We start from the raw sequence: 13,587 nt of genomic DNA on the forward strand, positions 1-13,587 counted from the left end.
AGAGAAAGCAATAGGACAGATTACCCCCCCATCTTTTCAGTTTCAATTCCAGATTGGTGCGATTGAGAGGCATATACTCTCCCAACATTGTAAGGGAATACATCTGTTTCAATTCCAGATTGGTGCGATTGAGAGGAATCTTTCGATCATTGAGATCCAGACAGGATCTTGGTTTCAATTCCAGATTGGTGCGATTGAGAGTTGATAGGACGGATCCGTTGAGCTTGTTTCTTACATGTTTCAATTCCAGATTGGTGCGATTGAGAGGGATTTGACCCATTCGATCTCCTCAGGGGTAGCTCCTGTTTCAATTCCAGATTGGTGCGATTGAGAGGTGGAATTTGCCAGCCTATCATCGGGTCCTTTCAATGTTTCAATTCCAGATTGGTGCGATTGAGAGCCTTGTCTGAAGGCCAGCGTAACGGCTGGAAAGCACGTTTCAATTCCAGATTGGTGCGATTGAGAGCATCGCCAACGCACACAATGCACCGCTTCAGCTCGGTTTCAATTCCAGATTGGTGCGATTGAGAGATGAGAAGCATAGCCGTACGTATGCGTTTTTCTCCCGTTTCAATTCCAGATTGGTGCGATTGAGAGTGAAGGCTTTGCTCTTGCAGAGTATGGGCAAGATGGGTTTCAATTCCAGATTGGTGTGATTGAGAGAACATAGTTTTTTTATTGAAAGGGTCTAAGATACCAGTTTCAATTCCAGATTGGTGCGATTGAGAGTGCTCCAGGAATCTATAGAAGGCCTCTCCGGTATTTGTTTCAATTCCAGATTGGTGTGATTGAGAGAACATAGTTTTTTTATTGAAAGGGTCTAAGATACCAGTTTCAATTCCAGATTGGTGCGATTGAGAGTGCTCCAGGAATCTATAGAAGGCCTCTCCGGTATTTGTTTCAATTCCAGATTGGTGCGATTGAGAGTCCTTGTCAGAGGCGATTTTATCCTGGTTGTGTTGGGTTTCAATTCCAGATTGGTGCGATTGAGAGAGAAGCCGGGTAACAAGAAGCTTGAAACACTTCTTAGTTTCAATTCCAGATTGGTGCGATTGAGAGTTCCTATCCTTTTTAGCATAGGTGAGTGAGTAAGAGGTTTCAATTCCAGATTGGTGCGATTGAGAGTCTTTTCCCCTGATGGATTACGTGTTGAGCAACACTTGTTTCAATTCCAGATTGGTGCGATTGAGAGCGCTTGCTTCTCATGTGGTGAGCTTTGAGATCTTAGGTTTCAATTCCAGATTGGTGCGATTGAGAGCGAATGGTGATTTGCGCTCGATTACGATTCCATTATGTTTCAATTCCAGATTGGTGCGATTGAGAGTAGGCACAGCGCTAGCCTCTATAGGCAGCTTCATCAGTTTCAATTCCAGATTGGTGCGATTGAGAGAATACAGAGCCAGCGAATCCAAGATTGTAGAGATCGGTTTCAATTCCAGATTGGTGCGATTGAGAGGATTTCAAGGATCGGGTTTGATCTACATTTTCTGTTGTTTCAATTCCAGATTGGTGCGATTGAGAGTCTGTAACAGTAAGAATATCAACATTCTTTCCTTCAGTTTCAATTCCAGATTGGTGCGATTGAGAGATCCAGCCTGTCCACTTTGCCACGCCTCCTACACGGGTTTCAATTCCAGATTGGTGCGATTGAGAGATGCTATTGGTTCGTATCTCCACGGTGTCACCTTTCGTTTCAATTCCAGATTGGTGCGATTGAGAGCCTCCTCGCAATGACGCTAAAAAAGAAACCCCGTCTCGTTTCAATTCCAGATTGGTGCGATTGAGAGGCTTGATTTTATACTGTGTTATGGTGCGTTATTTTAGTTTCAATTCCAGATTGGTGCGATTGAGAGACGGTGAAAACAAGGCAAGCGCACAGAATAAGACCTGTTTCAATTCCAGATTGGTGCGATTGAGAGGGGCTATCAGCAAAGTTTAGAGCATCTATAACAGTCGTTTCAATTCCAGATTGGTGCGATTGAGAGGCTTTTGGTACCACAAACGTGGGTAGTATATAGTCTGTTTCAATTCCAGATTGGTGCGATTGAGAGGGGCTATCAGCAAAGTTTAGAGCATCTATAACAGTCGTTTCAATTCCAGATTGGTGCGATTGAGAGGCTTTTGGTACCACAAACGTGGGTAGTATATAGTCTGTTTCAATTCCAGATTGGTGCGATTGAGAGCAGCTGCGGCCTTCAGATACGCGATATGGGTCTCGGGTTTCAATTCCAGATTGGTGCGATTGAGAGTCTTTTATCATTAACAATTGTGTGTTCAAATTCAATGTTTCAATTCCAGATTGGTGCGATTGAGAGCAGTATTTGCGGACAAATACACATCCCCTAACTGTCGTTTCAATTCCAGATTGGTGCGATTGAGAGCATTTAATAGGCTTAAGGAAAAATACCCTGCTTTCTGTTTCAATTCCAGATTGGTGCGATTGAGAGGCTGGTCAATTGGGAATATGTGAATACGGTTCCTTTGTTTCAATTCCAGATTGGTGCGATTGAGAGGCTGGTCAATTGGGAATATGTGAATACGGTTCCTTTGTTTCAATTCCAGATTGGTGCGATTGAGAGAAACTAGAGGCTAGATTTTTCATTAAACACTTATTAGTTTCAATTCCAGATTGGTGCGATTGAGAGTTACAAACATATCCTTCGTACCAATCCAATACCGATGTTTCAATTCCAGATTGGTGCGATTGAGAGAACTGCTAATTAAGCAGGAGAACGCCGTTTATTTCCGTTTCAATTCCAGATTGGTGCGATTGAGAGTATATTGAAAATGTGGATTATAGGGGTGTGAATAACGTTTCAATTCCAGATTGGTGCGATTGAGAGGTAATTTACACACTGGCTTACACACTATTTACACAGGTTTCAATTCCAGATTGGTGCGATTGAGAGGAATAGTCTAGAGCATTCAAGTGACTGGATTTTCTTGTTTCAATTCCAGATTGGTGCGATTGAGAGACGGTATAACGGTAATATCGGTAAGGCTGAACGCTTGTTTCAATTCCAGATTGGTGCGATTGAGAGGGAACTCAAGGGCATGACGAATAACGGACAAGGCTAGTTTCAATTCCAGATTGGTGCGATTGAGAGAAAATATGTTGAGCGCCTTATCAAGGTTGCAGATTAGTTTCAATTCCAGATTGGTGCGATTGAGAGTGATTGAAGCTCCTATTCCCTATATCCAAAAGGAACGTTTCAATTCCAGATTGGTGCGATTGAGAGCCAATCCATTCTATGATTATTCCCTGTGCTACAATTGTTTCAATTCCAGATTGGTGCGATTGAGAGGTACAGACGTTTGATAGGTGATGGAAAAGTTGTTATGTTTCAATTCCAGATTGGTGCGATTGAGAGTTGTTGGATTGTTTGGGATAAGGTAAATGGAGAATCGTTTCAATTCCAGATTGGTGCGATTGAGAGTGTAAGCAAAAACAGCCTTTAAATATATTTAAACATGTTTCAATTCCAGATTGGTGCGATTGAGAGGACAATTGATGTTACAGGACAAATAGAACTCACTTAGTTTCAATTCCAGATTGGTGCGATTGAGAGAACTAGTCAGTTTACTGATTACGAGGCATTCGACACGTTTCAATTCCAGATTGGTGCGATTGAGAGGTCAAAGCTCCAGAATATCTGCTTACAAATACAAGTGTTTCAATTCCAGATTGGTGCGATTGAGAGTTGTGGATTGAGTCAATTATCGGTTGTGATTGATCCGTTTCAATTCCAGATTGGTGCGATTGAGAGTCACGGTTGTCGATGAATACAGGGAGATATAATCCGGTTTCAATTCCAGATTGGTGCGATTGAGAGCATTACAGGATAGTGTAACGGTAACACAATAGACTTGTTTCAATTCCAGATTGGTGCGATTGAGAGTAAGGTAGAATGGATCGCTGGTATCGTAAAAGAAATGTTTCAATTCCAGATTGGTGCGATTGAGAGCAATTGACCGTTAACGTATCCGGTAACACCTTCTGGTTTCAATTCCAGATTGGTGCGATTGAGAGTCTTTGATTCGTTAACCATGTTAACGCCTTTTAGATGTTTCAATTCCAGATTGGTGCGATTGAGAGATGGCAGCGCCTCCCATCTGCGTGTGAATCTCCCGCGTTTCAATTCCAGATTGGTGCGATTGAGAGTTTGGCAATCATGAGAGCAAACGCTTTTGTAGAGATGTTTCAATTCCAGATTGGTGCGATTGAGAGCAAATGGAATTCTACGTCTGACATTGCATTGTATCCGTTTCAATTCCAGATTGGTGCGATTGAGAGATTTACGCCTTACCTCAAACCACTCCACAAAGATACGTTTCAATTCCAGATTGGTGCGATTGAGAGGCCACTGGCTCAGCGTCTTCTTTTTCCTTCAACGTGGTTTCAATTCCAGATTGGTGCGATTGAGAGTTTGATCCAAAATATTCTAGTTTTATGATTTTTTCTGTTTCAATTCCAGATTGGTGCGATTGAGAGAGAAGTTATCGTTTCTAGATTCCAAATTCCTAGATAGTTTCAATTCCAGATTGGTGCGATTGAGAGCTTTTCAAAGACTCTTCGAATTGCATTCCGAAATCCGTTTCAATTCCAGATTGGTGCGATTGAGAGAATGATTTCGAAGAACTTAAAGCTATTTGGAAACAAGTTTCAATTCCAGATTGGTGCGATTGAGAGCTAGGAGAAAAATTAAAAACAAGAGGAATATTCGAAGTTTCAATTCCAGATTGGTGCGATTGAGAGAATGATTTCGAAGAACTTAAAGCTATTTGGAAACAAGTTTCAATTCCAGATTGGTGCGATTGAGAGCTAGGAGAAAAATTAAAAACAAGAGGAATATTCGAAGTTTCAATTCCAGATTGGTGCGATTGAGAGCTTTTCTAGCCGACTCGAGTGCATCGCTTACATCTTGTTTCAATTCCAGATTGGTGCGATTGAGAGAAACGAGTTCTTTCCATTTCCTTAGCTTCCTTCATTGTTTCAATTCCAGATTGGTGCGATTGAGAGTAGCTTGCCCTGAATGCCTGAAACGAGCGCAGAATATGTTTCAATTCCAGATTGGTGCGATTGAGAGTACCGATTCCTATATTGGGAATGAACAACCAGCTTCGTTTCAATTCCAGATTGGTGCGATTGAGAGCGAGCGTAGGGGCGTTTATTCAGGCGGTGGAACCGAGTTTCAATTCCAGATTGGTGCGATTGAGAGATCTTCTGCCTTCAATAGTTCTTCTCTCAATAGTCTGTTTCAATTCCAGATTGGTGCGATTGAGAGTCACCTACCTGAGCCTTGGTGAAAGAAAGTGAATCATGTTTCAATTCCAGATTGGTGCGATTGAGAGCCTTTCCGGCCGGAAAGGATCTTTGGCATTTATCCAGTTTCAATTCCAGATTGGTGCGATTGAGAGAATGGGTATTTAGTGAACTTTTAGCAGGTAGCTACGGTTTCAATTCCAGATTGGTGCGATTGAGAGCTTCGAGAATCTTAATAGTCGATGGTTATTAACAGGGTTTCAATTCCAGATTGGTGCGATTGAGAGTATTAATGGGAAGATTTCAAGAAACGGAGTTTTGTAGTTTCAATTCCAGATTGGTGCGATTGAGAGAGACGGCTAATGAGGGTAAGCGACTTGAGATCCTGGCGTTTCAAATCCAGATTGGTGCGATTGAGAGAGGCTGGACAATGAATGTGGATGCGGATTTAAACCCGTTTCAATTCCAGATTGGTGCGATTGAGAGAGGCTGGACAATGAATGTGGATGCGGATTTAAACCCGTTTCAATTCCAGATTGGTGCGATTGAGAGTCAATCGTAAAAAAAGAGGGGCTCGAACCTTCGCCCGTTTCAATTCCAGATTGGTGCGATTGAGAGTAATCACTCAGGAAGACAGATTCACCTAGCATCGATGTTTCAATTCCAGATTGGTGCGATTGAGAGGTTATTTGGCGCAAATAGTAGCATCCATTCTTCTCCGTTTCAATTCCAGATTGGTGCGATTGAGAGCAGGCTGGACTATGAATGTGGATGCGGATTTAAACCCGTTTCAATTCCAGATTGGTGCGATTGAGAGTAATCTAATATGCGAAAACACGTACGGCATAACAGCGTTTCAATTCCAGATTGGTGCGATTGAGAGAACCTACATCAGCAACCCCTACGCCCTCATAAACCAAGTTTCAATTCCAGATTGGTGCGATTGAGAGTAATCTAATATGCGAAAACACGTACGGCATAACAGCGTTTCAATTCCAGATTGGTGCGATTGAGAGAACCTACATCAGCAACCCCTACGCCCTCATAAACCAAGTTTCAATTCCAGATTGGTGCGATTGAGAGCCGATGGCTCCGCGTTAAAAATAGCTCTTTTTTGCCATTCTAAAAGGGTTTTTACGATAAAAAATATGAGCTATAGTTGTCGATGCCAGATCCATCGTTTTTACCCAGGGTGCGACAACCTTCTTCTCAGTGTTAAAAATTGACTTTAGGTTCCTTTCCCCCAATGTGAACTTCGGGTATGCTGCAAAGAGCAGGTACATCGACAACCTAATCCCTATAAAAATGTATCTAAATCGTTTTTTTCAAGACCCACTATTTCCTTTTCAAGCCATCGTTCATCTCTGCTCTTGAAAATTATAATGCTGTCTTGCTCAACTTTCATAAATTTTTTCGCATTAGCCAGCAGCTCCTTTAATTTGACTTCGGTGATCTCCCCTTCAAACACAGAATTTTGGATCCAATTCAAATATCTCCTGCACAATTTAAGCATCTTCCCTACCCTTTGCTCACCAATGTCATATACCAATACTACATACATACTAATTTTATTTAGCGTTTCCCCAGGGCTGCTTTGATCCTCACCACCAGATTTTAAATGGTTTATACGTTTCTATTTCCAAAATATGCTTACTGAGCTTGTAGCATTCCAGTTTGATTAAGTGCTTATAACTAACATGTTTATTCAGGGTTCTATGCTTGATAGTTTCATTTAGCCTTTCCTCAAATGCCTTGAGAAAAGCTCTTTTCCCCGACTCTTTGAGTGTCACTCGGTTAGTTTGAAAATCAAAATCCTTGGATTGGATTTCCCGCTTGTTTAGCACTCTGAAAATAGTCCGATCTACTAATATAGGCTTGAAAATCTCGGCCAGATCCAATGCCAAAGAATACCTTCGGTATCCGGGTTCGTGCAAGTAACTAATCGTAGGATTCAATTGGGTATGGTAAAGCTGATCCAGACATTGGGTGTAGCATAGCATATTACCAAATGAGATAAGTGTATTGATCTCATTAAGTGGGGGACGCATGCTTCGGCTTTCCATCGCGTGATCCTTGATGATATGGTCAAAGGCTTCATAATAAGTACTCCGTATATTTCCTTCAATACCCATCAGGGAAGGAATATCAGAGGCAGTTGCGACAAGTTCCGAATAGGATTGAATCCGATTGAGCTGTTGATCCAAATCCCGTTCCCTTTTCATATAATATCGAAGGTTTTTGGTGATGTTGAATGCAGCCCCCTCTACAAATTTTCTGGCGATTTTAAGACGTTTATTCCGATCCAGATAATGGTTGGTTTGACTGATCTGCATTTTGCCTGCCAATAGGTATTCCTTGGGTTGAAAACTTCCTGTATAATGTTCGTAATAATCAAAAAAATGAATGCTAATCCCGGCTTTGCCCAGAAAGTTGTATAAAGCAGAATTCGTGTCCAAGCTACCAAAGCAATAAAGATCGGATATCCCTTCTACCGGAAGATACTTCGGTACTCCTTCCCTACCCGATTCATCTACCGGAGTAAATTTTAGCGTGTTGTCTTTGCGACTCAGGCGACCAGGATTAAATAGATAGTAGGTTTTTTTCATAAACGTGGTTGCAGACACTTTGAAAACATAAGTTCATCCTAATCAATCCTGAACAGTAGAAATAGACATCTTAGATACAAAAATTTCAGATTCATATAGGTCTTACTCCTCTCCGGAATAACAAAAATCAAAATAGCTGCAGCTTTTACAGATCTTGGCATTTATAACAGGAGGGCATTGCCCGTTTTCTTTTAAAGCTGCTATTTTTACCACTGTTTGCTCCAAATAATTAATGTCAGCTTCCATAAGCTCCAGTCGGTCAGTTTGGCGAAGCAGGGGATATTCCAGAATGGCTGATGCTCCCTCGATTCCGTTGAGGCGGAGTAGCCACAAATAGAATTTTACTTGCCAAGCATGGGCTTGCTCCGCCTTGTCACTGCGTTTTGTTTCGTGGATAAGCTGTTGCCGTGCATCGTAGAAATCGATTTTTCCAGTCAGGCTGATGCCTCTATGCCTGGCTTCCACTATCATCTCGGTATGCTTCTCATTGCGTCCCGGATAGCTGTTTTCGTGTAGCAGCTTCCCGTCATAAACCGTATCGGAGGTATGTTCCATGGTTACACCATTCGCATGCAGCCAGCATTCGCGCTTGCAGATATGGTAAAGATTAATAAGGGTAGCGTTGATTTGCATGAGATTAGTCTTCGAATAGTAAAATAACTTCCCTGTTTTTCTGCAGCCGGTGAAACGTGACAAATGCTTCTGCTCCTCCAAACCAATCTATTCCTTCCTGTCTTGAAAGTTTCGTGGGGTTAGCCATTAGGTAAGTATGCCAGCTGCTGTGTGGCCAATTTTTAGGGTCTGATACAAATTCATGGTGTACCGGATTATTGTGTATATATGCAATCAGTACAGTAAAATAACTTTCAGAATCAATTACTTTGCGTTTAAACCGGGGGATGAAAAGATTGCCTCTCCGGTCATACATTTTGTTGTAGGCTTTGGTATAGGCATTGAAAAGATTGCTGAATTGCTGGCTCAAGAAACGCTCCACTGCCATGTCCAAACCTTCAAGGTTTTGGAAACCTTGAAGGTTTTTTAGATCCTCCATACTCCGAAACCTCACCATCAGATGCAGGTGATTGGGCATGAGGCAATAAGCAAAGGTATCCGCAACAGAGTATATGTAATGGGCATATTTCTCCAGAAAATACCGGTAATTCTCATCTGACCGAAACAGATTTTCGCTGCCACTCGCATGGGTCCAGATGTGGTACATCTGATCAGGTTCTAACGGTATGCGTGGATCGGGCATTGCTTCTGTTTTTGGCAGACCTTCAAGATTTTTAAAAACCTTGAAGGTCTGGTTATATAAATATCAATTCGCTAAACTTCTGGTCGAGCAATCCCTTATTGTAATCATATACTTCCCTATGACTGACTAGGTAGATATAACCATACTCCTCCCTGTTGCCTCCTTTTTTTAATTCGCTGACTAGTTTTGATTCCGAAAACAATGAAAATGTGAACATCGCCATTATGGATTGCAGCATTTTCAGATTTCTTTTTCTATCAGTAAAGACATCTGTGCGATCCTGTATCAACCTTCGGTATAGGTTAAAAATATCTTCCCCTGATAGACAATCACTTTGAGGAAACACACCGAATGTCTCTAAAAAGTCGAGTTGCTGTTCGGTAAAAACTTCTTCCTCCCCGTCTTTAATCCTAATTTCCAAAGGAACAAATACACTGACATTGGACTGGGAAATCAGGGTAAACTCCGAATCCACCTTCGGAAAATTGAGTTTCCCTATTAGCTGTTCCCGATAATCCCTGCCTGTACCTGCCAATCCCGTCTCTAGATTGGTGTGATCCATCCATTCCTTTACTTTTTCATAAAGCCGGTCAAACTGCTTGGTTCGCAGTATGTTGAAATAGTCCTTTTCAAGACTTTGACGGGTTTCCCTAAATCTTCTGTCCTTTCCATAAATCACGCTTGCATCATCCAAGTCAAATAGATACACCGTGCAACCCTCCTTTTTCACATTTCTATTGACACGACCGGCCAGCTGCTCTTCCGAGTCTATGATGGAACGGTTTTTAAAGCCTAGATCCATATCAATATCCACTCCTGCCTCCACCACTTGCGTTGTGATGAGCAGTACATTTTTCTCAGTATCACTAGCAGATTTCAGCCGCCGAATAATGTTTTTCCTTTTAGGCTCTAGAATAGTACCACTCAACACATGAACCGTGTATCCATGAAATACCTCCTCTGCGAGTGTGGCAAATTCTGTAGCTGATTTTTTGAAAATAAATTCCACAATTGTCCTCACCTGTCCATTTTTAGACCTATAGGCTTCTGATTTTTCATGGATTTCATTTGCCAGCCAGTTCAGGTAATCTTGGCGATCTTCCTTTTTTGGTTGTTTTCTGGCTAACAACTCGTCACTAAAGCTAACACGGTCAGCAAAGTTTGGATTGGTAAAAAACCGATCAATGGCATCTGGAAGCAGATAACAAAAATCAGCCTCAGCCAAAGAGCCTATTTTGGGCAGCGTAGCCGACATGACAATAAAGCGAATATTAAAAGCTTCCGCATAAGCTTTCAGTAGATACGCCATTTTATCCCATAGCTCTGGATTATACGCCTGCACCTCATCAATTACCACGATGCTATTTGCCAGACGGTGCATCAGGTAAATGCTGGATTTCTCATCAGCTTTAAGGATATCGAAAAAGCGCACATGGCTTAGAAACGTATAAGGATAATTTACAAACTGGTTATGGATATCGTCCATCCGCTCCTCTCCATACAACCCATCTTTTGTTTCCTCTTTTGCTGCCTTTTGCTTCCATGCAGCCCTACCATGCAGCTCTATCCATTCCTCAGGCTCCAGCCCAAGCGTCTGCTGCGATGCTTGTAGGGTTTGGGTTGCGAGCGTAGTAAAAGGAAACACATAAAACACTTTATTCAATTCCGGATTAGCCTGAAGCAGCTCCATGGAAGCGATGAAAGCCATATTTGTTTTACCTCCTCCTGTAGGCGCTTCAAGGTAAAAAAGACGCCCACTTGATTGCTCCCTCACTTTTTGAATGACTTCAGCAGCCATTCTTGAACGCAATTTGTTTAGATTTTCCGGGGACTTTTGTCGAAAAGTATCAGGACTTTTGGAAGCAATTTCCTCAAATCGTTTGTATAGGGATTCATTATGGGAATGCGTATGCATTAAAGCCGAGAAATGCTTGTTTCTCTGAATTGCTGTCAATACTCCAAAGGCAACATAGAAACTTTCCCACTTGTTACAATAATGCGAAGTGGCATAATAGTCTGCTGCAGTGAGCAATGAAAAGTTTAACCTGATCAGTGCAAACCATTCAAAATCCAATTTCTCAAAGTGAACATTAGATTTTCGTAAGGAATAAATCCCCGCTATCAACTGTGGGTGAAAGGTCTTTTTGTAGCAGTGTAAATAGATTTCTAGTTCTTTGTATAATTGGCTATTGAGTTTGTCAAGTGTTTTTTCAGCAGATATATCATCTAAACTCGGATTATGATGCCGCATAATTGTGTGGGCAAGTGCAAAAGTGAATGCAATCATCTTTCGCTGGTCTTTCTGGGACTCATTTACCAAAATTTCAAACCCATCAGAAAGCTGATGGATCAAAAACAGGAAAGCACTCAGCACGGAATGCTGAGAATCTATCCCGTTCTGGATGGGTTTGGGAAAATGCGCCAGATTATCAAGCTTCCGTTGAAAGTTCTCATTTACTTTCCCAAAATCATGGTATAGGATCGCCTGCCAAAAGAGCTTTTTGGCAAAAGTGGCGAGGCCTTCCGCATCTTTACAGAGCTTTAATACCATTATGTCTATCAAGGGTTCCAAGCTATGTACAGCTATCAAGTCCTGAAAATAATGGGTTACTAGACCCATATGTTCTCCCAGAGTTTCATTTGGAGTGTGCGCCAGATAATGATCAGGATTCTTGAGCAGCGTGCCAACCTGTTCTTCTGCTATCAGTTCCTTGAATGACTTCATGGCTAGTTGAGTTGTACCACCTGATTGTCTTTCAATCTGTATAGATTCTCTAATTGGTACTCCACATTGAATTTAGCATTGGAATAAACAAATGGAGCCATTTGATACTGGTATTCCTTTCCACGCTTTTTCATCTCAAACTCTTGAAAACCTACTGGTAGTCGCTCGAAGTAGAAAAAGGATTCTACATATTTGGTGAACATAGAGGCAAAGCCCAAGGTATTTCCTCCAGATTCATTTACCCTGCTGCTTTCCTCTTCATTCTTACAAAACAGTGAAACCACCTGATATTCATGATCAAAATCAAACAGATTCAGCTCATGCTCTTGGAAGCTTTCCGGCGCCCACCATACGGGGAATTCATTCTTTCCTAAATAAGGAATATATTCCGCCTGTCCATTTTTCAGGGAATGATACAACGGATGTTCCTCGCTTAATACTACAAAGACACGGTAAGATGGTTTTATCAAGGTGTTTTCATAAGCGATCAGGTTCCCGTCCTTATTCGCATAGCCCACAGTATTGGTGTAGACAATGGTGGTCTTAGAAAAATTACCGCGTTCATCCCGTAATGGAGCTATGCCAACTTTCAAATCATGGAGTTGTTGATAGTATGCAGGAAGTACGCCTCGCTTTTGATAGCCTTCCAAACCAAGAATAGCTCCAAATATGCCTAACAAGCCCGGTTTATGAAGCATATTGTAGCTCATGGCGATACCATCATTGGTATCGGGCTTTCGCAAAAACCCAAAATCCGCCTCTAAGTCTATAGATATTAATCTTTCCATGGATCAAAGGTCTAGTTCTACTGCACCTTCAGGCAGATTAATAACAGTGGTAATAACTTTGTTATAGAAAACCTCTATTTTCTCCACTTCGGACTTCACGTGGTCTTGGGCGAGCAAGTCTTTTACCTTTTGCAAGTCAATTTCACGTTTATCTGAATCAAGAACCTGGACAAGTTCCGTAAAAGATGGAAGTACCAGTTTAGAACCTTCTTTCAATTCTACCCACAGGAGGAGTTCATTATCTGTTCCTGCTTTGGCTGAGGAATCGTAATAGGTAGCACCTCTTCGCAAGCCCAATTTTAATTTTTCAATATCGCGATCTGTTAGAAAATTTTCTGTTCCAGACAGTTCGGTCATTGTTGCAAGATTTTTGGGATTTACAGAAATGCCGTGTACGTAATGCCCTTCCCGCAGTTTAGACTGAGAGCCGAGGGTGGTCATTGCAGAATCCTCTTTGCCTTCAGCGGAGTTTCGGAAAGGAGACATGATCTGTTCGGAAAAGATTTCCCCTCTTATAAACTGATTAATGCCATGAGTTATCTGTGTCGGGCCATGCAAAGACAGGTTTGTTGAACCTGCGTAGGTTCCTCCAAATAATCTTATATCCAAGCTTTGCAATAGATTTCCAAGCATCTCTCTTTTTTTAGTGGCTTCTTTTTCTACACCTTTACCTTGACCTGTCGGGATTTCTCCAAAATATTTCACATAAGTTTCATCCAGTGAACGAGGGTTAAGAGTATCCTCCTTCAAAGTCTTGTAATAAAAAATATTTTCGTCTGTCTCGTGCTTCAGGTAGTTCCTTACCAAATATTTCAATGCCTTATCAGTGGCATATATCCGGCCATCCGGTAGGGTTCTGGGTTGGTGGGTAAAGTCTGCGTTGTAGTTAGAATTGATGCTTTTGATTACGGCTGCTCCGTAAGCTCTTTTGGTGAATCTGGTCATAATAG

General features: G+C 41.7%; 7 protein-coding genes and 1 CRISPR repeat array (1 of these 8 only partly in view). All 7 genes read right to left on the reverse strand.

Annotation, left to right across the window (positions count from 1 at the left end; translation table 11 throughout):
• Positions 1-6,346: direct repeats of the CRISPR family, unit length 30 nt; unit sequence GTTTCAATTCCAGATTGGTGCGATTGAGAG (it extends 951 nt beyond the left edge of the window).
• Positions 6,347-6,560: 214 nt separating this feature from the next.
• A complete protein-coding gene (gene cas2, locus U3A58_RS09085; protein WP_323823099.1) occupies positions 6,561-6,824 on the reverse strand; it encodes a CRISPR-associated endonuclease Cas2 in 264 nt (87 codons plus the stop codon).
• A 40-nt stretch (positions 6,825-6,864) separates the two neighbouring features.
• Complete coding sequence (cas1b, locus tag U3A58_RS09090; RefSeq protein WP_323823100.1) at positions 6,865-7,869, reverse strand: type I-B CRISPR-associated endonuclease Cas1b; 1,005 nt, start codon at positions 7,867-7,869, stop codon at positions 6,865-6,867.
• 102 nt (positions 7,870-7,971) lie between these two features.
• Positions 7,972-8,502 (reverse strand): CRISPR-associated protein Cas4, encoded by a 531-nt coding sequence (gene cas4, locus U3A58_RS09095; RefSeq protein WP_323823101.1) that lies wholly within the window; start codon positions 8,500-8,502, stop codon positions 7,972-7,974.
• 4 nt (positions 8,503-8,506) lie between these two features.
• Positions 8,507-9,124, reverse strand: coding sequence for a hypothetical protein (locus U3A58_RS09100; RefSeq protein ID WP_323823102.1), 618 nt, complete (start codon positions 9,122-9,124; stop codon positions 8,507-8,509).
• A 52-nt stretch (positions 9,125-9,176) separates the two neighbouring features.
• Entirely contained in the window at positions 9,177-11,849 is a 2,673-nt protein-coding gene (gene cas3 / locus U3A58_RS09105) for a CRISPR-associated helicase Cas3' (RefSeq protein ID WP_323823103.1), read from the reverse strand.
• Between the two features lie 2 nt (positions 11,850-11,851).
• Positions 11,852-12,637 (reverse strand): CRISPR-associated protein Cas5, encoded by a 786-nt coding sequence (cas5, locus tag U3A58_RS09110; protein WP_323823104.1) that lies wholly within the window; start codon positions 12,635-12,637, stop codon positions 11,852-11,854.
• 3 nt (positions 12,638-12,640) lie between these two features.
• Positions 12,641-13,582 carry a type I CRISPR-associated protein Cas7 gene (locus U3A58_RS09115; RefSeq protein WP_323823105.1) on the reverse strand — a complete coding sequence of 314 codons (942 nt, stop codon included), beginning with the start codon at positions 13,580-13,582 and terminating at the stop codon, positions 12,641-12,643.
• Positions 13,583-13,587 lie beyond the last annotated feature (5 nt).

Source organism: Algoriphagus persicinus, from assembly GCF_035156415.1.
GTDB classification, from domain to species: domain Bacteria; phylum Bacteroidota; class Bacteroidia; order Cytophagales; family Cyclobacteriaceae; genus Algoriphagus; species Algoriphagus persicinus.